This is a genomic window from Nitrincola salilacus (assembly GCF_046271865.1).
Classification (GTDB): Bacteria; Pseudomonadota; Gammaproteobacteria; order Pseudomonadales; family Balneatricaceae; genus Nitrincola; species Nitrincola salilacus.
On the sequence record NZ_CP176580.1, the window covers coordinates 4,703,084 to 4,722,113 of the forward strand.

Genomic DNA, 19,030 nt, shown 5'->3' on the forward strand with positions numbered 1-19,030 from the left:
ACAGCTCTCAAAAGTATGAGCTTCCGGTTAATGAAAAGTTCAACAACCGATCAAAAAACGATCAATGCGCCACTTCCCAACTCACCCCGCTATCGGCTTCCACCAGCAAGGGCACTGACAAACTGCCAGCCGACTCCATCAACCCCTTCACCTGTTTGATAAATGCCTCCACCTGATCAGTCCTGACCTCGAATACCAGCTCATCGTGAACCTGCATGATCATGCAGGCATCAAGGTCCGTTTCGCTCAGCCAGCGATCAACGGTAATCATCGCACGTTTGATAATATCAGCCGCCGTTCCCTGCATCGGGGCGTTGATGGCGGTACGCTCAGCCGCCTGCCGGCGCATGCCATTGCTGGCATTGATCTCGGGAAGATAGAGTCTGCGGCCGAAGATGGTTTCGACATATCCCAGATCATGTGCCTGTGCGCGGGTTTCATCCATGTAGCGCAACACACCGGGGTAGGTGGCAAAGTAGTGGTCGATATAGCGCTGAGCCTCATTCCTGCCGACACCCAACTGACGCCCGAGCCCAAACGCCGACATACCGTAGATCAGACCGAAGTTGATCGCCTTGGCACTACGGCGCTGCTCGGTACTGACCTGATCCAGCGCAACACCAAACACCTCCGCAGCAGTTGCACGGTGAATGTCCTCGCCCTTACCGAACGCACTCAACAACCCCGCATCTCCCGAAAGATGGGCCATGATGCGCAGCTCTATCTGAGAATAGTCGGCAGCCACAATCGAGTAGCCCTCCGGCGCCACGAATGCCTGGCGAATACGACGCCCCTCGGTGGTACGTACCGGAATATTCTGCAGATTGGGATCGGACGAAGAGAGACGCCCTGTTGCTGTCACGGCCTGATGGTAAGAGGTGTGAATACGGCCAGTGCGCGGATTGATCATCAGCGGCAGTTTATCGGTATAGGTGGATTTGAGCTTGCTCAGGCCCCGGTGCTCTATAATCACCTTGGGCAGCGGATAGTCCAGCGCCAGCTCCTGCAACACCTCCTCTGCGGTTGAGGGCGCGCCCTTGGGAGTCTTCTTGGTGACCGGGATACCCTGTTTCTCATACAGAATCACCTGCAACTGCTTCGGAGAGCCCAGATTGAACGGTTCACCCGCCAGCTCATAGGCCTGCTGCTCCAACTCATGCAGACGCTTCTCCAGCTCCTGACTCTGCTCACCGAGCATCTTCGCATCCACGCGCGCACCCTGCCGCTCGATCCGCGACAGCACCGGAATCAGCGGTGTTTCTATCTCATCCAGTACTGACTGCAGCTTGCCTTCGGCGGCGATCCGCGGCGCCAGACATTGATGCAGGCGCAGCGTGATATCCGCATCCTCAGCGGCATAGTGTCCGGCCTTATCCAGCTCGATATGGTTAAAGGTCAGTTGCTGCTTGCCCTTACCGGCAATCTCTTCAAACGTCACGGTTTTCACGCCCAGATATCGCTCGGCCAGACTGTCCATATCATGGCGGCCGGCAGTGGAGTTCAGAATATAGGATTCCATCATCGTATCTGCGGCGACCCCCTTGATGCCGATATCGTAGCGAGCCAGTACGCTCATATCGTATTTCAGGTTCTGACCGATGATTCCGATGGACTCATCTTCCAACAGCGGTTTCAAGGCGGCCAGTACCCTGTCGCGCTCCAACTGAGCTGGTGCACCGATATAGTCATGCGCCACCGGCACATAGGCAGCCACGCCGGCTTCGACGGCAAAGGAGACGCCGACAATCTCGGCTTCCATATAGTTCAGACTGGTGGTTTCGGTATCAAAGGCGAACTGACCCGCTGCCTTCAGGCGCTCAAGCCACTGCTCGAAGGCCTCCCACTCCAGAATCACCTCATATTCCACTTCAGCCGGTGCTGCAGCTACCGAAGAGGTAGCACTATCGGCAACCTGAGTCGGCGCAACGCCATATTCCAGCTCATTGACCCAACTGCGAAACTCATAGCGTTTGAACAGCTCACACAAAGCCTGATTATCGGGCGATGGGTGGGCTATTTCAGCCAGTGACACATGCAGCGGCACATCGGTCTTGATCGTGGCCAACAGATAGGAGAGTTCGGCAGATTCTCGATGCTCCTCCATCTTTTTCGCCATGGTTTTCGAACCACGAAAGCCCAGGTCGGCAATTTTATCCAGATTCTCGTACAGTGCCTGGATACCACCTATTCCCTGCAGCATCGCCAGCGCAGTCTTCTCACCGACACCCGGTACACCGGGAATGTTGTCGACCTTGTCCCCCTGCAGCGCCAACAGGTCGATCACCAGCTCAGGCGGAATGCCGAACTTATCGACCACCCCCTGCACATCCATGACCGTATTGGTCATGGTATTGATCAGTGTGACCTGCTCATTTACCAGTTGCGCCATGTCCTTGTCGCCGGTGGAGATCACCACCGGACACTGCTGCGCCATCGCCTCATGCGCAAGCGTTCCGATCACATCATCTGCCTCAACCCCGTCTTCGATCAGTAGCGTCATGCCCATGGCGCGCACGATCTCGTGGATCGGCTCCACCTGCAGGCGCAGGTCATCCGGCATTGAGGGTCTGTGAGCCTTGTACTCGGCAAACAGCTCATCACGGAAGGTTTTACCCTTGGCATCAAACACCACGGCAACCGGGCTTTCGGGATATTGTTTGAGTAAACTACGCAACATCGAGGTCACAACTCTTATAGCCCCCGTCGGAACGCCTTCGCTGGTGCGCAGGTCCGCCTGCTGAGAGGCGAAGAAGGCACGGTATAAATAAGAGGAGCCGTCGACTAAAATAACGGGTGCTTTGTGGTTACTCATCGCAATTTCCGATTAACAGTGGTTGCCGGGGATCGTGTCAGGGTTCACAATCATAGACAATAAGGAAGCTGCCCATAACCCCCCGACATGCGATAGCATGACTCAGGTGCTTATTTGCAGATGGATTCTACTCATGAAGAGAAGCAAGATGATGTTCAGATATGTAATGCTGGCGATGCTGCTGGCCTTTGTGCCACCGAGCTTCGCCCAGTCAGAGGAAGAGTTGCTGGGCGAGGAGCCACAGATCACCATTACTCATGACGGTGACAGCACCTATTACGAGTATCGCGTCAATGGTGTTCTGAAGGAGATCAAGGTCGTGCCCGCCGTCGGCGAGCCCTACTACCTGGTCCCGAAAGGTGAGTCAGGTGAGATGATCAGAGCCGGGGAACCCTCGGTGTTGATTCCACAATGGGTTATTTTCCGCTGGTAGGCATCAAACGTGGCAGTATATACAGAGATCACCCGTGCAGAGCTGGTCAAGCTGCTGTCTGACTATGACCTGGGCGAGCTGAAAAGCTGGCAGGGCATAGAAGCAGGCATCGAAAACACCAACTATTTCGTTACCCTCGACCAGTCAGGCACCACGCTTGACCTGGTACTGACCATTTTTGAAGAGCTACCGGAAGAGGAGATGGCCTTTTTTGTTGAGCTGGGCCACTGGCTGTCGCAGCGTGACACCCCGGTACCCTATGCCATAGAGGACAGAAACGGCATAGCGCTGAAGCAACTGCAGGGTAAACCGGCCTTTTTCCAGCCCCGCTTCTATGGCCAGGACCTCCCTCAATCCGAGCTAGGTGAGGAGCATTGCCGCCAGATTGGCGATGCGCTGGCACGCTTTCATCTTGCCGGAGCCGACTTCTATATGAAGCGCCAGGCGCATCGTGGCGTGTTCTGGTGGCGGCGTGAAAGTCAGGCGCTGGCGCACCTGCTGAGCAGCGAGGATGCCGAACTGCTGAAACAGGAAGTTCGCCTGTTTGATGAGCTGCGTGAGCAAAAACTCGATCTGCCTTCGGGTATCATTCACGGCGATCTGTTTTCAGACAACGCACTGTTCCGTGATGGCAAACTGGAAGCGATCATCGACCTCTACAATGCAGCAACTGCCTTTCATCTGTTTGATCTGGCAATCGTCGCCAACGACTGGTGCTGCAATCCCGATGGCTCGATCGACCCACTCAGAGAGCGTGCCCTGCTTGATGGCTATTCGGCTGTACGGCCGTTTACCACTGACGAACAGCATGTCTGGCCGATCCTGACCCGCACCGCCGCCATGCGCTTCTGGCTGTCGCGTCTGATCCCCTGGCTGGGTGTTGAACAGGCGGCACGCAAAGGCAAAAGCATGAAGCTGAAAGACCCGGATCAATACAAACGGATATTGTTGAACCGGATCCACTCCCCGGCCAGCCTCGGCTGAGCCACCGACAGAGAACTGAAAAACAAGGCCCATGGACGTTACTCATATCATCGACTCGCTGAATGATGCTCAGCGCCAGGCGGTTTCGGCCGATGTCAGCAACCTGCTGGTACTGGCCGGAGCCGGTTCCGGCAAGACCCGGGTGCTGGTGCATCGTATCGCCTGGCTGATCGAGGCAGAAGGCTTCTCACCTTACTCCATCATGGCGGTCACCTTCACCAACAAGGCAGCCCGTGAGATGCGCGGACGTATCGAACAGCTGCTGGGTATCGATACCCAGGGCATGTGGGTGGGTACCTTCCATGGCCTGGCTCACCGACTGTTGCGCGCGCACTGGCGCGATGCCGGACTGCCGGACAACTTCCAGATCATGGACAGCGACGATCAGCTACGCCTGATCAAGCGCCTGTGTCGCGAGCTGCAGCTGGATGAAACCCGCTGGCCACCCCGTCAGATTCAGTGGTTCATCAATGCGCAAAAGGATGAAGGGCTGCGCAGCCAGCATCTGGAGCGCAGCGGCGATCCTTTCCAGCAGACCATGATCCGTGCTTATGAAGCCTATGAACAGGCGTGTGAGCGTGGCGGCATGATCGACTTCGGTGAGCTGCTGCTGCGTGCACTCGAACTGCTGCGTGACCGGGCACCGGCACTGCTCAAGCACTACCGCGAACGCTTCCGCTATGTGCTGGTGGATGAGTTTCAGGATACCAACGCCATCCAGTACGCCTGGTTGCGTCTGTTATGCGAGGGCGAGCAGAAGCTGATGGCGGTCGGCGATGACGATCAGTCGATCTATGGCTGGCGCGGTGCCCGCATCGAGAACATCCAGAATCTGCCGGAGCATTTCCCTGGTACAGAGATGGTCCGCCTGGAGCAGAATTACCGCTCCACCAACACCATCCTGAAAGCGGCTAACGGGGTGATCACCAACAATTTCGGGCGTCTTGGCAAGGAGCTGTGGACCGAAGATGGCGACGGTGAACCTATCTCCCTGTACAGCGCCTTCAATGAGCAGGATGAAGCACGCTTTATCGTTGATCAGATCGAGAAGTGGATCGACCACGGCAACCGCCGCGATGAAACCGCCATTTTGTATCGCTCCAACGCTCAGTCTCGTGTACTGGAGGAAGCGCTGATCCGCAGCGGGGTTCCGTACCGCATCTATGGTGGCCAACGCTTCTATGACCGACTTGAGATCAAAAATGCGCTGGCCTACCTGCGTCTGCTGGCCAATCGCGATGATGACACGGCGATCGAGCGTGTCATCAATGTTCCGACCCGCGGCATCGGCACGCGCACAATAGAACTGATCCGCGAGCAGGCTCGCCACGAAGGGATCTCCATGTGGCGCGCAGCCAACGAGATCATCTCACTGCAGCAGCTACCGGCACGAGCGGCCAATGCTCTGCAGGGATTTCTGGATCTGGTCAACCGCATGAATACCGAGACTGAAGGGCTGGAGCTGCATGAGCAGACCGAACATGTGATTCAGCACTCGGGCCTGATCGAGCATCATGAGAAGGAGAAGGGTGAAAAGGCCCAGTCCCGTATCGAGAACCTTGAGGAGCTGGTCACGGCAACGCGCCAGTTTGCCGGCCAGTGGCAGAGCCAAGCAGATGAAGATGAAGCGGTATCGGTGCTCTCTGCATTTCTGGATCAGGCGGCACTGGATGCTGGCGATACCCAGGCAGACGCGCATACCGACAGCGTGCAGTTGATGACGCTGCATTCCGCAAAAGGCCTGGAGTTCCCGATGGTGTTTCTGGCAGGCATGGAGGAGGGGCTGTTTCCTCACAAGATGTCGGCAGAGGAACCGGGGCGTCTCGAAGAGGAGCGTCGTCTGTGCTATGTCGGTATCACCCGTGCGATGCAGAAACTGTTTCTGACCTACGCCGAATCACGCCGCCTGCACGGACAGGAAACCACCAATCGCGTCTCCCGTTTCGTCAGGGAGATACCCGAAGCACTGATCGAAGAGGTGCGTCTGAACAACAGCATCAGCCGCCCTCTGAGCAGCCAGCGCAGCAGTTATGGCGGCGGAGCCACCAGCAGCCGACTGTTCAACAGCGAACCCGAATCCCCCAGCTTCAACCTGGGGCAGCGCGTAATGCACCCCAAATTCGGTGAAGGTATGGTGATCAGCTTTGAAGGCTCAGGCCCCAAGGCACGGATTCAGATCAACTTCGATGAGGTCGGCAGCAAGTGGCTGGTGGTGGGCTTTGCCCGTCTGGAAGTCTGCTGATCGGTTCGCACTTCAGGGGGCTCCCGAACACCTTGGGTGAGACGCCGTAAATACACTCCCTGTAGGCTTGGATGCCGCATCCCTGCGGCATACACTCACCCAAGGTCTCCGGGATCATCCGCAGATCTTAATCCTTAAGCAATAGCTCAGGATTGAAGCCCATGATAAACGCACCCCAATGCTTGCCGTTAACGAAGATCGGAATCGACAGATCATTCAGTACCTCGCCGGTATCGCGGATAAAGGTCTGCAGCAGGAAGGGGGAGGTATTTCTGGCACGTCGCTGTTCGGCACGTGTGCCGTAGATACGACGACGGTTACGGCTGTTAAAGTTATCCACAGCCACATCACCAGTCATCGGTTTTGAAACCTTGGTGTGATGCGCCGGTGCATAACCGTTGCGGTCCATACCGATCGCATAGCTGAACTCTGGATGCTCGTTAATGAAACTGTCGAACAGAGGCCTCAGCGTCTTGTCGTAGGCATCCGTGTAGGTCAGATCCAGCTTCTCGGGCAGTTGTCCTGGATTGATGCGTTTGTATTGATCATCAAAGATATTGTGCCCGGACGCTGCCAACGTCTCAAGTTGCGCCTGTGTCTCGGCCGCCCAGCGCTTGCCGGTCTGCAGTATATGCTCAAAGCCGCCATAGCCGATGATAAACTGAGACAACAGCTCCTGCGTATCCTCTGTTGCCTTCTCCAGTGCCAGTGCATGCGTCTGCGACTCGTCCATCTCCTGCTTGATTGTGGCACTGATACTGGTGATCTCATTCACGTTGTTATGAGACTCTTTGTTTGTATAGGCCAACTCATCGATAGCCGCACTGATGCCTGTCAGTTGGCTGTTCACCTGTTCGAAATCCTGCACCAGATTACTGAACTGCGTATTGGTTGAGTCGATAAAAGTCTCAGTATTCTGCACATACTCCAGAATCGTATGTGCGCTGGCACTGGTTTCACCCACCAGCGTTCCCATTTCACCAATATTTTTATCTATCTCCAGCGTGGCGCCGCTGACTTTCTGTGACAGGGTACGCACCTCATCCGCCACCACGGCAAAGCCACGCCCCGCTTCCCCGGCGCGGGCCGCTTCGATCGCTGCATTCAGCGCCAGCAGGTTGGTCTGTTCAGAAAAGCCCTTGACCATCGACAGGATCTGGGTGATGTTCTGCGAGTTATCGCTCAGGCGCTGCACGATCCCCTGAAAATGGCTGACCTGCTCACGAATGGCCGCAATCTGCTGCTGTACTCCGAGCAACTCCTGCCGCGAACTACGTACCTCACCCAGATTGTTCTGGTTCTGTTCGTTGATCGCCAGTGTACTATTCGCCACGTTATTGATCGCTTCAGTTGCCTCATTACTGGACTGGAACACCAGTTGCGCGGCATCCTCCTGTCGCGACATCACACTATGTGCCTGAGTCAGAATTTTCTGCAACCGGGTCGCGTTCAATGATACACCGACACTGCAGCGGCGGGCCTGGGAGATCATCTTCTTCAGACTACTGGAGTACTCGTTATAGCTGGCCGCCATCTCCGAAATCTCATCGTGGGTGTACTGCGGCAGCGTGGCGGATATGTCACCATGATTATCCTTGATTGCACTCAGCACTTTGATCATATCGGTGATCGGTCGCACGATCAGATGGCGCATAAAGAACAGCGTGAAAACCATTGCCAGCAAGCCTGCCAGCAGAATCACAACGGTTACCAGTTGCAGCGAGTCAAGGCGTTGGGTCAATTGCTGAACCGCTTCTGCAGGTATCTCGGTTGATATCACCAACTGTTTCAGGTCGCTGACATAGTGCCCAACGGCCAGCGCCATACCCAGAATGAACAGAGTGATGAAAAGGAGGTTACCCAGAATTTTACGGGTCAAACTATGGAAGAAGGTCTTCTCAATCGAAGTATAAAGACTCATCGTGGGGCTCATTTTTATGGTTATAGATCTTACGGTTACTGATCATACATTGACGTTACTGTTCAGCCTGAGCCACAACTACACCGATGCATGGCCATAACGAACAGACAAAAGTAACACAAAAAATCAAACAATCAGATACAAAAATGTATCGCTTTGTAATGGAATGTAGCTTTTTGTCGCTGGCAGGTCAATGAACAATGGACGAGGAGCGTAAGCAAAAATAACCGAACCCCGAATTGAAGGTAATCAGCTGAAAATATCAGGCCAAAAGTGGGGAGGGAGCCAAGAATAGCAGGATCAGTCGTACTGACAGGTCAGCCCGGTTGGCAAACCTGCCATAGTCGTCAGGGTAAGGTACGGATATGTCCATGGCCATCAATGGCGACCTGCACGCACTCGGCCTGAGTCACTTTGCGCAACTCCCGACCGTCCGGACAGCGTCCCCAGACCTCAACCTGTATGCGCAGAGAGCTGGTACCACGCTCAAGTACCTGAGTGTAGAAACTCAGAATCGTACCCTGCAAGACTGGTGACATGAATGACATGCGACCGACAGACACAGTTGCGACACGACCGTCTGCCTCCTGCCCGGCACGGATTTCACTGGCCAGAACCAGTTGCGAGGCAACCCAGCCGCCATAGACGTCACCAAACATATTGATCGCTTCATGGCCAGCAGGGCGTTGCAGACTGAGCACACCTTCCGGTGGCAGCAGCTGATCGTCATTAATTGTCATTATCCGGATCTCGCTGTTGTGAGTTATCACTGACATGGCATTTTGTTGCAGTGCATTATACCGATGATACACGGGATATAGAATAAACAGTAAATAATCACGACATGCGACTGGATGCCAAAAATGAAAAATCTGTGTCGACTTCATGACTGTCATAACTCCGTCATAATCCCACCCTATAGTGAACCCCACTGAGAGTTACCAAACGTCAGAGTCTTTAACGAGGAGACGCAAGTCATGAACCTGAACAAAATTTTTGCAGCCACGGCTCTCGCCAGTGCTGTGATGGTCAGCAACGTTGTTGTTGCCGAAGTCGATCCGAAACTGCCTGAATACAATGCGGTATCCGGTGTATCCGGCAACCTGTCCAGTATCGGTTCAGATACACTGAACAACCTGATGTCACTCTGGGCTGAAGAGTTCAACCGCTTCTATCCAAACGTCAACATTCAGGTTCAGGGCGCTGGCTCTTCCACTGCTCCACCAGCACTGACTGAAGGGACAGCTACCTTGGCTCCGATGAGCCGCGGCATGCGTCAGTCAGAAATTCAGGCGTTCGAAGAGCGTTACGGCTATGCTCCTTATGAGCTGCCAGTTGCGGTTGACATGCTGGCAGTATATGTCAACAAAGACAACCCGATCGAAGGTCTGAGCATCCCTCAGGTTGATGCGATCTTCTCTGCTACCCGTCGCTGTGGCGGTGACGCTGATATCACTCGCTGGGGTCAGGTCGGCCTGACGGGTGCCTGGGAAAACCGTGATTTCGCCCTGTACAGCCGCAACGCTGTTTCCGGTACCTACGGTTACTTCAAAGACAACGCAATGTGCGGTGGTGACTTCAAGTCCAGCATCAATGAGCAGCCTGGTTCATCCTCAGTCGTTCAGGGTGTGAGCGAGTCTATCAATGGTATCGGTTACTCCGGCATCGGTTACCGTACATCTGGTGTCCGCGTTGTACCGCTGGCTGCGGAAGAGGGTGGCGCTTTCGTCGAAGCTAGCTCTGAGAACGCAGCTTCAGGTGAATACCCACTGGCACGTTACCTCTATATCTACATCAACAAGAACCCGAACCAGGACCTGGACCCGCAGACTCGCGAATTCGTGAAGATGCTGTACTCCAAGCAGGGTCAGGAAATCGTGCACCGCGATGGTTACGTACCACTGCCTGAGTCTCTGACCGGCCGCATCCTTAACGAGCTGGGCCTGTAACAAGACCAAGTTGAGTTGCTGAAGAGGCCCTTGCGGCCTCTTTTTTTTCGTCTTTCAGAACAGGGGATTAACGAACTTGCAGCTGTTCGGCAGAAAAAGCTCGTTGCGCCGTAACATAATTGTCATATTCCACCCTTATTCTTGCCAGCATCATTAAATTCGATCCGAAAAGAGCGATTTCTCATGAATGATACGGTGACCCCGGCGGTTCCGACCTCCACCCGCAGTCGGTCCTTGTTACCCGATACTGAGGCGCGCCAGAAACTGCGCAGAAAACGCGCCCGTCGTGACTCTACCTCCCGTTGGGGGATTACTATCGCGGGCTATGGCGTGGTATTTGCGCTGGCGATGATATTTGTTTATCTGTTTTATGAGGTGATGCCGATTCTGAAAGGCGCCACCGTAACACAGCAGGCTACCTACCCTCTGCCAGTGCAGGATGCCGGACTGCAGCACCTGCTTATTGAGCGTTATCAGGAGCTGGGTATTCAGTACACGGATAATGGTCAGGTCACTTTTTTCGAAGCCGATAATGGCAATATCCGCAGTCAGTTTGATCTGCCGATTGCGGATGGAGTCGACATTACCAGCTTCGCCCATACCGAAGTGATCGGCGGTGTCATTGCGCAGGGCCTGAGTAATGGTGAGGCGATCATAGCCAGTCATGCATTTGATCTGAGCTTCCCGACAGACACAAGAGTGATCACTCCGAAGATCGAATACCCTTTTGGTGAAAGCCCAATCACGGTCGATCCGCAAGGTATGCCACTGACAATGCTGGCGCTGGAAACCGTCACCCGCGGTAGTGGTGGCTCAATGATGGCGGCAATCACCGCTGACAATCGCCTTGTGCTGACAGGCCTGTCTACCCGCACTAACATGATGACTGGGGAAACCAGCGTCACTACCAGCCATGCCAGCCTTGCGACAGTGCCGGAAGAACCTGTGAAGATGTTGCTGGATAAGACTCTGCGCAGCCTGTTCATTGCCGATCGCAGTGGATATATCTATTACTATGATATCTCCGACTTGAATAATGCGCGCTTGATCGACCGCTACGATGCTGGTAACGGCAGCGAAATCACAGCTATCGAATTTCTTGTCGGCAGCGTCTCGCTTATCGTCGGCACTGAATCGGGGCAACTGAGTCAGTGGTTCCTGGTGCGAGATGAGCAGAACCAGTACTCGCTGGAGCGTGTCCGAGACTTCAAAGAACATGGCGCCGCAATCACTAAAATTACGCCGGAGTACACTCGCAAGGGATTTCTGGCTGGCGATGCCAGCGGCCAGCTCGGCATCCACTATGGTACTTCAGCACGCACCCTTTTTCTGGAAAAGAAAGTCGACAGTGCAGTTCAGAGCCTGGCGATTTCACAGATCAATGAGCGCCTGATGCTGCTCGACTCACAGAATCAGGTGCATGTCTCCGGACTCTGGAACCGCCACCCCCAGCTCTCTTTCGCTGCCATGTGGAACAAGGTCTGGTATGAGGGGCGAGACGATCCGGAATATATCTGGCAGTCCTCCTCAGCCTCGGATGAGTTTGAGTCCAAATTCAGCCTGGTACCACTGACGGTCGGCACGTTGAAGGCCGCTTTCTACGCGATGCTGTTTGCGATGCCACTGGCAATTGCAGGTGCTATTTATACCGCCTACTTCATGACACCAAAGCTGCGCGGCATCGTTAAGCCCAGTATCGAAATCATGGAGGCATTGCCGACAGTTATACTGGGCTTTCTTGCCGGGCTCTGGCTCGCACCTTTTGCAGAGGAAAATCTACCGGCGATCTTCGGCTTCTTCATTCTGATGCCGGTGATGATGCTGCTGTTTGCCTTCATCTGGACCCGACTACCGATCCGCAAGCTGGTTCCGGATGGCTGGGAAGCAGCGCTCCTCGCTCCAGTGATCCTGCTGTTTGGTTATTTCTGCGTTGTCATCAGTCCCTGGATCGAAATCTGGTTCTTCAACGGCAGCATGCGGCAGTGGTTCACCGATATCGGTATCACCTATGACCAGCGTAATGCGCTGATCGTCGGCATTGCGATGGGCTTTGCTGTCATCCCGACCATCTTCTCGATTGCCGAAGATGCGGTATTCACTGTGCCAAGGCATCTGACCCAGGGCTCACTCGCCCTTGGTGCAACCCGCTGGCAGACGGTTATGGGTGTGGTGCTACCCACCGCGAGCCCCGGCATTTTCTCGGCGGTGATGATGGGCTTTGGCCGCGCTGTTGGCGAAACCATGATTGTGCTGATGGCAACCGGCAACAGCCCGGTGGTCAACTTCAACATCTTCGAAGGGATGCGCACACTGTCGGCCAATATCGCGGTGGAGCTTCCTGAAACAGCAGTTGGCTCGTCTCACTTCAGGGTTCTGTTCCTGGCTGCACTGGTGCTGCTGGCGCTGACCTTTGTCGTCAACACCATTGCCGAAATTATCCGCCAGCGTCTTCGGACGCGCTACAGCAACCTGTAATGACCGGATTGGGGAATTGAAATGAAAGCATGGTTTAAAAGTGGTGCACCCTGGATCTGGTTAAACGGGGGTGCCGTTGCCTTCTGTATGATCATGGTGGTCGGCCTGATCGGCCTGATCGCAGTGCGTGGTTTCGGTCATTTCTGGCCAGCCGATATCGCCCAGGTCGAGATTATCGATCAGGGTGGCAACCGCCAGGTGGTGATGGGCGAGATTGTTCGCCCTCAGACCATCACCGCTGCCGTTGCACGAGATGGTGGTCACCGGGTACCTGAGGGAGCCGAACTGATCACCCGTTACCTGTTCAAGCAGGGTAACCGTGATCAGACCGGTAACGATTTCGCCTGGCATTTCGAAACCGGCATGGGCGAGTTCCAATACCCGGCTGATGCCTACCAGATTGAGCGCCGCGAGTGGGGTAACTTCTACGGTCAGCCGGTCTCCCTGTCACGCAATGGCGAAGTGATTGCCATGGCCAGTGAGGCGAACTTCTGGGCCCTGACTCAGGAATCAATTCAGCGTAGCCTGCAGATCCACCGCGACATCCATGCGGTAGAGCGTGGTGAAATTGGTCGCATGAACCATGAGATCGAGCGCCTGCGCCTGGATGGCCGTCGTCTGGAGCTATCCAATCCAACCCCTGAGCAGCGCGCAGCAGAGGAAGCTCGCATTGCAGCTGACAGAGCACGGCTGGATCAGGAGTATGCAACTCTGCGTGTCGAGTTGGATGCACTGTATGAGAGCACCCGCCGTGATGTCCTGCGCATGCGCATGAGCGATGGCCGCGAAGTGGATCTGAGCCTGGCAACTATTGTGCGCATCACTGCGCCAAACGCCATGTCCGTGCCACAGAAGATGGGACAATATGTCGAGCGACTGTGGGAGTTCCTGAGCACACCTCCGCGTGAGGCGAATACTGAAGGTGGTATCTTCCCGGCTATCTTCGGCACCGTGACCATGGTGTTCGTGATGTCGATCATTGTGACCCCCTTCGGCATCCTGGCGGCGATCTACCTGCGCGAATATGCGCGCCAGAACCTGATGACCCGTATCATACGTATATCGGTCTACAACCTGGCAGGTGTACCATCGATCGTATACGGCGTATTCGGCCTCGGCTTCTTCGTCTACTTCCTTGGCGGCAACATCGATCGTCTTTTCTATGAGGCCTCTCTGCCAACGCCAACTTTCGGAACACCCGGTCTGTTCTGGGCCTCGCTGACTCTGGCATTGCTGACACTGCCGATCGTTATCGTCTCTACCGAAGAGGGCCTGGCACGCATTCCAAGCACCATCCGCCAAGGTAGTCTGGCGCTGGGTGCAACTAAATCGGAAACCTTGTGGAAGGTAATCGTGCCGCTGGCCACTCCGGCGATGATGACCGGGTTGATCCTGGCGATTGCCCGTGCTGCCGGTGAGGTGGCACCCTTGATGCTGGTGGGTGTAGTCAAACTGGCCCCGACCCTTCCGGTTGATGGTCACTTCCCGTTTATCCATCTGGATCGTAAAATCATGCACCTGGGCTTTCATATCTACGACGTCGGCTTCCAGAGCCCGAGCGCAGAAGCAGCCCGACCACTGGTGTATGCCACGGCCCTGGTGCTGGTGCTGCTGATAGTGATACTTAACCTCTCGGCCATCAGCATCCGTAACCGTCTGCGTGAGCGCTATCGCAGTGCCTCGGACTAAACAACAGGTAATGACATGAATAATGAGCGTACTAATATGAACACACAGACAGCCGGTACCCATTCAGTATCCATTTCCGCAGCACAGGCGCGCGGAGGTGTCGAACGTGAAGCGATGTCCCTGGCAGACGAAAGCACCAAGGTCGAAGTGAAGAACCTCAATCTTTATTACGGTAATGATCAGGCTCTGAAGAATATCAATCTGACCATTCCCGAGAAGCGCGTAACTGCCTTTATCGGCCCGTCCGGCTGTGGTAAATCCACGCTGCTGCGTTGCTTCAACCGTATGAACGATCTGGTTGATATCTGCCGCATCGAAGGTGAAATACTGATGGATGGCCAGAACATCTATGACCGTAATGTCGATGTGGCTGAGCTGCGTCGTAATGTCGGTATGGTGTTCCAGAAGCCGAACCCCTTCCCTAAATCGATCTATGAGAACGTCGCCTATGGCCTGCGCCTGCAGGGCGTCAACTCAAAACGCGTGCTGGATGAGGTAGTTGAGCGCTCACTGCGCTCTGCCGCCCTGTGGGACGAGGTTAAGGATCGCCTGCAGGACAACGCTTTCGGCATGTCCGGTGGTCAGCAGCAAAGGCTGGTGATTGCACGCGCCATCGCCATTGAGCCTGAAGTGATCCTGCTGGATGAACCGGCATCGGCATTGGATCCTATCTCGACACTGAAGATTGAAGAGCTGATCAACGATCTGAAGAACGATTACACCATCGTGATCGTCACGCATAACATGCAGCAGGCGGCACGTGTATCGGATTACACAGCTTTCATGTATATGGGCGATCTGATCGAATATGGTGATACCGATACCCTGTTCACCAATCCGGACAAAAAGCAGACCGAAGACTACATCACCGGTCGTTACGGTTAATTAAATTATTCAACAGGGGAATCAGAGTATGGAACCCGGAAAAGACAACTATTCACGCCATATCTCCCGCCGCTTCAATGAGGAGCTGGAGCAGATCCGCACTCAGATGCTGGCAATGGGCGGCGTGGTTGAGCGCCAGGTCAGCGATGCCGTTGAAGCACTGGTGACCAACAACGCTGAACTGGCCGAAAAGTCGATCCGCGTCGACAAGCAGACCAACGAGATGGAACTGACCATCGACGAGCAGTGCACCAAGATGATAGCGATCCGTCAGCCGACGGCCAGCGATCTGCGCCTGATTGTATCCATCAGCCGCTCCGTACATGACCTGGAGAGAATGGGTGATGAAGCCAGCCGCATCTGCAAGCATGCAATCGAGATCGTCGAGAACGGCACCTCACCTCGCGGCTATCAGGAAGTGCGTCATGTCGGTTCGCTCGTCTCCAGCATGGTCAAGGATGTACTGACCGCCTTCGCCCGCAGCGATCTGGAGATGGCTTACAAAGTTGCCAAGCAGGATAAGAATGTAGATCAGGAGTATCGCACAGCGCTGCGCTCGCTGGTGACCTACATGATGGAAGATCCACGATCTGTTTCACTGGTACTGAACGTGATCTGGGTGCTGCGCAGCCTCGAACGGATAGGCGATCACGCTCGCAATCTGGCTGAGCATCTGGTTTACCAGGTGAGCGGAACCGATGTGCGCCACACCAGCCTCAAGGAGCTCAAGCATACAGTGCGTGATGAGTCTCCGGATGATGAGACAGATCTGTCTGAAGGCAGTTGATCACGTACCGCCTTGCCGCCCGGTATATTTTTTTCAATACCGGGCGGCATACCCTCAGATAACTCCTTACCCGAATATGCAAAACAGAGTGAAAAAGCACGCCCTATCATGCGACAACAATATTGCGTCCTTTCTGCTTAGCGTCATACAACTTACTGTCTCCTCGTTTGAGCCAGTCGCTCCACGACTCGCCTGAGTGAAGCTCTGCTACCCCTGCGCTCATCGTAATCTGTCGCCCTGGCAGCAGATCACTGGCCTCCAGCATCTGCCGCAGCTCTTCCGCCACACACTTGCCCCCTTCCAGATTTGTGTCATGGAGATACAGTAGAAACTCCTCACCGCCGAGACGAAACAGTCGATCAACACTGCGACATCGCTTGCGCAGCAGGGAAGAGACCTGTTTCAGCACCTGATCACCAGCATCGTGCCCCAACTCGTCATTGATTGACTTGAAATAATCGAGGTCAAATACGATCAACGTCATCGGCATGCCAGAACGTTCTTTCTGGGAAACAGCCAGACTCATAACCTCTTCCAGAAGCGAGCGATTCAAGGCGTCTGTCAAGGCATCCGTCACCGCCAGCCGATGCAGCTTTTCGCTCTGGGCAGAGATCACATTAATGAATATTGCTGCAAAAAGACTGATCAGACAGAGTGTTACGGTAATCCTGAGGGCCAGGCTGTGGTCAAATACCAGCCACGACAACGACAGCACAATAGCAAGAAGGAGCACATTCGCACACCAGGCCTGGCGCTCCGGCAGCATGAGATAAAAAGAGACGATGGCCGGGAAACTCCACAGCACACCTATCGTTCCCTGACGTGTAATGGAAAGGAACAAAAAAAGCAGAATAGCGGGCACCAGCAAGAGAACGAGTGCGGTATGGTACTTCTTGTAGCGATAGATACTGTAGCTGGTGAAACAGAAGATAACCACGGTGACCAGCGAAACGCCTCCCAGCAAAATCCGCCCCTGAACGAAGTTATTGATGACAAGCGGTGTCAGGAGGACTATGCAAACCAGCGATAACCTCATCAATAGACGATTCATGACATCAGGTAACTGAGTATGGCGAGATTTGAGCAGGTTCATACGTCTTTTATTATTCCCATGCATGGCGCATGCGCGACATTACTGAACAAGGTGAGACTAATCCAACTTATCATGAACAATGCAGAGAACAAAATCGATTTCAGGACAGATACCTGTATCTACTGACTCAGCCTTGACCTGTATCAGACTATCTCCGCCAGAAAGAGTACTTAGGCGAACGCGGCAGACCCCCGGCTCTTACCGTCGCTACACTCAAAATGCTACACTCGCCCGCATCTTGTTGGGCGACCTGTTCATGACCTCATCGATTCGACATCTTCTGACACACAATCTGGCCGGCCAGCACTGGATTACCGCTGCCCGACGCAATCTGGTGCCCTGGCAATGGCGTAACTGGCTCTGTGATCGCGGCTCGCTGACGCTGCGGCTGACACGTGCCAGCCATAACCACTTCAGTGTGCGGCTGCTGGAGCAGGGCTGGGGACGCCCCAGCGCAAGCGAAAGTTGTGTGCTGGGAATGTCCGGCCGTCAGGTGGCACTCATCCGCGAAGTGGAGCTGCTCGGCCAGGGCGAGCCCTGGGTCTATGCCCGCTCCGTTATCCCTGAGGAAACACTCACTGGCCGACATCGGCAACTGCGTCATCTTGGTGCCACTTCTCTGGGGGCTGTGCTGTTCAAGGATCCTGATATGCGCCGCGGCCCGTTGCAAGTCTGCCGCCTTCACAGCCCTGAACTGGGTGAACTCTGGGCACGACGTTCGCTGTTTTACCTGAGCGAAAAACCGCTGCTGGTGTGCGAAGTTTTTCTGCCGGCGCTGCAACGCGTACAATACCCCCTCTGAACCTGAACCGGCGCGAAAGAATGGATCACGCAACCTCACCACTTCGTCAGAAACTTTCCATCTACATCCGTCTGATGCGGGCTGACCGACCGATCGGCACCTGGCTGCTGCTGTGGCCAACGCTATGGGCACTGTGGATCGCGTCCGATGGTCTACCCAGTCTGAAGTTGCTGTTGATATTCACTCTCGGAGTGTTCCTGACCCGCTCGGCCGGTTGTGTGATCAACGATTATGCCGATCGACATATCGATGGACATGTCAAACGTACCGCGCAGCGCCCACTTGCCACCGGACAGGTCAGCGAGCGTGAGGCCTTGCTGCTATTTGCAGGGTTGATGCTGCTGGCCTTCGTGCTGGTGCTCTTCACCAACACCATGACGCTGTTGATGTCGCTGGTTGGCCTCGCACTGGCGTTCACCTATCCGTTCATGAAGCGCTATACCCACTGGCCACAGGTAGTACTTGGCGCCGCCTTCGGCTGGGCGATACCGATGTCCTTTACGGCAGCCGGTGAATCCCTGCCGCTGGCCGCCTGGCTTTTGTATCTGGCGAAAATTTTCTGGACCGTTGCCTACGACACCCAATACGCGATGGTGGATCGGGATGATGACCTCAAGATCGGTGTAAAATCCACGGCGGTTCTGTTCGGCCGGGCCGACAAGCTGATCATCGGCCTGCTGCAACTGGCTGCCCTGGTGGTATTGATTCTGACCGGACTGCATCTTGAGATGAGCATCTGGTTTTATGCCGGGTTGATTGCTGCATCTGGCTTTTTTGTTTATCAGCAGTATCTGATCCATCACCGGGAGCGCGATCCCTGCTTCAAGGCCTTCCTCAACAATCACCTGGCAGAACTGGCTGTTCTGATCGGTATCGTGCTGCATTATGCCCTTGTGTAAACCCGCATTAACCGGCATTTAAACACATCAAATATAAAAGAAGTGGCTTCTTTTGTATC

General features: G+C 54.8%; 14 protein-coding genes. 10 read left to right on the forward strand and 4 right to left on the reverse strand.

Going from position 1 to position 19,030, the window contains the following annotated elements:
• Positions 1-61: 61 nt before the first annotated feature.
• On the reverse strand, positions 62-2,812 hold the full coding sequence (polA, locus tag ACK3CJ_RS21645; protein ID WP_409524268.1) for a DNA polymerase I: 2,751 nt from the start codon (positions 2,810-2,812) through the stop codon (positions 62-64).
• Between the two features lie 133 nt (positions 2,813-2,945).
• Between polA and ACK3CJ_RS21650 the strand changes: the two genes are divergently transcribed.
• Genes ACK3CJ_RS21650 through uvrD form a run of 3 tightly spaced genes read left to right on the forward strand, consistent with a single transcriptional unit; the run spans position 2,946 to position 6,471 of the window.
• Positions 2,946-3,245, forward strand: a complete 300-nt coding sequence (locus ACK3CJ_RS21650) for a DUF2782 domain-containing protein (RefSeq protein ID WP_409524269.1) — start codon at positions 2,946-2,948, stop codon at positions 3,243-3,245.
• 9 nt (positions 3,246-3,254) lie between these two features.
• Positions 3,255-4,229: a homoserine kinase gene (locus ACK3CJ_RS21655; RefSeq protein ID WP_409524270.1), complete on the forward strand. Its 975-nt coding sequence runs from the start codon at positions 3,255-3,257 to the stop codon at positions 4,227-4,229.
• A 31-nt stretch (positions 4,230-4,260) separates the two neighbouring features.
• Complete coding sequence (gene uvrD, locus ACK3CJ_RS21660; protein ID WP_409524271.1) at positions 4,261-6,471, forward strand: DNA helicase II; 2,211 nt, start codon at positions 4,261-4,263, stop codon at positions 6,469-6,471.
• Positions 6,472-6,598: 127 nt separating this feature from the next.
• Here the strand turns inward: uvrD and ACK3CJ_RS21665 are convergent, their stop codons facing one another.
• Both ACK3CJ_RS21665 and ACK3CJ_RS21670 read right to left on the reverse strand, forming a co-directional pair.
• The gene (locus ACK3CJ_RS21665; RefSeq protein ID WP_409524273.1) at positions 6,599-8,392 is read right to left on the reverse strand and encodes a methyl-accepting chemotaxis protein; all 1,794 of its coding nucleotides are present in this window, start codon (positions 8,390-8,392) and stop codon (positions 6,599-6,601) included.
• A 347-nt stretch (positions 8,393-8,739) separates the two neighbouring features.
• On the reverse strand, positions 8,740-9,132 hold the full coding sequence (locus tag ACK3CJ_RS21670) for an acyl-CoA thioesterase (RefSeq protein WP_409524274.1): 393 nt from the start codon (positions 9,130-9,132) through the stop codon (positions 8,740-8,742).
• Between the two features lie 237 nt (positions 9,133-9,369).
• On the opposite strand from ACK3CJ_RS21670, the gene ACK3CJ_RS21675 reads away from it, so the two are divergent.
• The 5 genes from ACK3CJ_RS21675 to phoU all read left to right on the forward strand — a co-directional run bounded on the left by ACK3CJ_RS21675 (position 9,370) and on the right by phoU (position 16,177).
• Positions 9,370-10,341: a PstS family phosphate ABC transporter substrate-binding protein gene (locus ACK3CJ_RS21675; RefSeq protein ID WP_409524275.1), complete on the forward strand. Its 972-nt coding sequence runs from the start codon at positions 9,370-9,372 to the stop codon at positions 10,339-10,341.
• 183 nt (positions 10,342-10,524) lie between these two features.
• On the forward strand, positions 10,525-12,816 hold the full coding sequence (locus ACK3CJ_RS21680) for an ABC transporter permease subunit (protein ID WP_409524276.1): 2,292 nt from the start codon (positions 10,525-10,527) through the stop codon (positions 12,814-12,816).
• Between the two features lie 21 nt (positions 12,817-12,837).
• Positions 12,838-14,505, forward strand: a complete 1,668-nt coding sequence (gene pstA, locus ACK3CJ_RS21685) for a phosphate ABC transporter permease PstA (protein WP_409524277.1) — start codon at positions 12,838-12,840, stop codon at positions 14,503-14,505.
• Positions 14,506-14,619: 114 nt separating this feature from the next.
• Entirely contained in the window at positions 14,620-15,390 is a 771-nt protein-coding gene (pstB, locus tag ACK3CJ_RS21690; protein WP_409526636.1) for a phosphate ABC transporter ATP-binding protein PstB, read from the forward strand.
• Positions 15,391-15,418: 28 nt separating this feature from the next.
• The gene (gene phoU / locus ACK3CJ_RS21695) at positions 15,419-16,177 is read left to right on the forward strand and encodes a phosphate signaling complex protein PhoU (RefSeq protein WP_409524278.1); all 759 of its coding nucleotides are present in this window, start codon (positions 15,419-15,421) and stop codon (positions 16,175-16,177) included.
• A 106-nt stretch (positions 16,178-16,283) separates the two neighbouring features.
• Here phoU and ACK3CJ_RS21700 read toward each other — a convergent pair whose 3' ends face one another.
• On the reverse strand, positions 16,284-17,270 hold the full coding sequence (locus ACK3CJ_RS21700; protein WP_409524279.1) for a GGDEF domain-containing protein: 987 nt from the start codon (positions 17,268-17,270) through the stop codon (positions 16,284-16,286).
• Positions 17,271-17,526: 256 nt separating this feature from the next.
• Between ACK3CJ_RS21700 and ACK3CJ_RS21705 the strand changes: the two genes are divergently transcribed.
• Together ACK3CJ_RS21705 and ubiA are read left to right on the forward strand one after the other, a co-directional pair.
• Positions 17,527-18,072 (forward strand): chorismate--pyruvate lyase family protein, encoded by a 546-nt coding sequence (locus ACK3CJ_RS21705; protein WP_409524280.1) that lies wholly within the window; start codon positions 17,527-17,529, stop codon positions 18,070-18,072.
• A gap of 20 nt (positions 18,073-18,092) precedes the next feature.
• Entirely contained in the window at positions 18,093-18,971 is an 879-nt protein-coding gene (ubiA, locus tag ACK3CJ_RS21710) for a 4-hydroxybenzoate octaprenyltransferase (RefSeq protein ID WP_409524281.1), read from the forward strand.
• The last annotated feature ends 59 nt before the right edge of the window (positions 18,972-19,030 follow it).

Coding starts and splice junctions, on each gene's coding strand:
- pstB (WP_409526636.1), top strand. CDS start 14,620: ATGTCCCTGGCAGACGAAAGCACCAAGGTCGAAGTGAAGAACCTCAAT.
- ACK3CJ_RS21680 (WP_409524276.1), top strand. CDS start 10,525: ATGAATGATACGGTGACCCCGGCGGTTCCGACCTCCACCCGCAGTCGG.
- uvrD (WP_409524271.1), top strand. CDS start 4,261: ATGGACGTTACTCATATCATCGACTCGCTGAATGATGCTCAGCGCCAG.
- ubiA (WP_409524281.1), top strand. CDS start 18,093: ATGGATCACGCAACCTCACCACTTCGTCAGAAACTTTCCATCTACATC.
- pstA (WP_409524277.1), top strand. CDS start 12,838: ATGAAAGCATGGTTTAAAAGTGGTGCACCCTGGATCTGGTTAAACGGG.
- ACK3CJ_RS21670 (WP_409524274.1), bottom strand. CDS start 9,132: ATGACAATTAATGACGATCAGCTGCTGCCACCGGAAGGTGTGCTCAGT.
- ACK3CJ_RS21650 (WP_409524269.1), top strand. CDS start 2,946: ATGAAGAGAAGCAAGATGATGTTCAGATATGTAATGCTGGCGATGCTG.
- ACK3CJ_RS21665 (WP_409524273.1), bottom strand. CDS start 8,392: ATGAGTCTTTATACTTCGATTGAGAAGACCTTCTTCCATAGTTTGACC.
- phoU (WP_409524278.1), top strand. CDS start 15,419: ATGGAACCCGGAAAAGACAACTATTCACGCCATATCTCCCGCCGCTTC.
- ACK3CJ_RS21700 (WP_409524279.1), bottom strand. CDS start 17,270: ATGAACCTGCTCAAATCTCGCCATACTCAGTTACCTGATGTCATGAAT.
- polA (WP_409524268.1), bottom strand. CDS start 2,812: ATGAGTAACCACAAAGCACCCGTTATTTTAGTCGACGGCTCCTCTTAT.
- ACK3CJ_RS21675 (WP_409524275.1), top strand. CDS start 9,370: ATGAACCTGAACAAAATTTTTGCAGCCACGGCTCTCGCCAGTGCTGTG.
- ACK3CJ_RS21705 (WP_409524280.1), top strand. CDS start 17,527: ATGACCTCATCGATTCGACATCTTCTGACACACAATCTGGCCGGCCAG.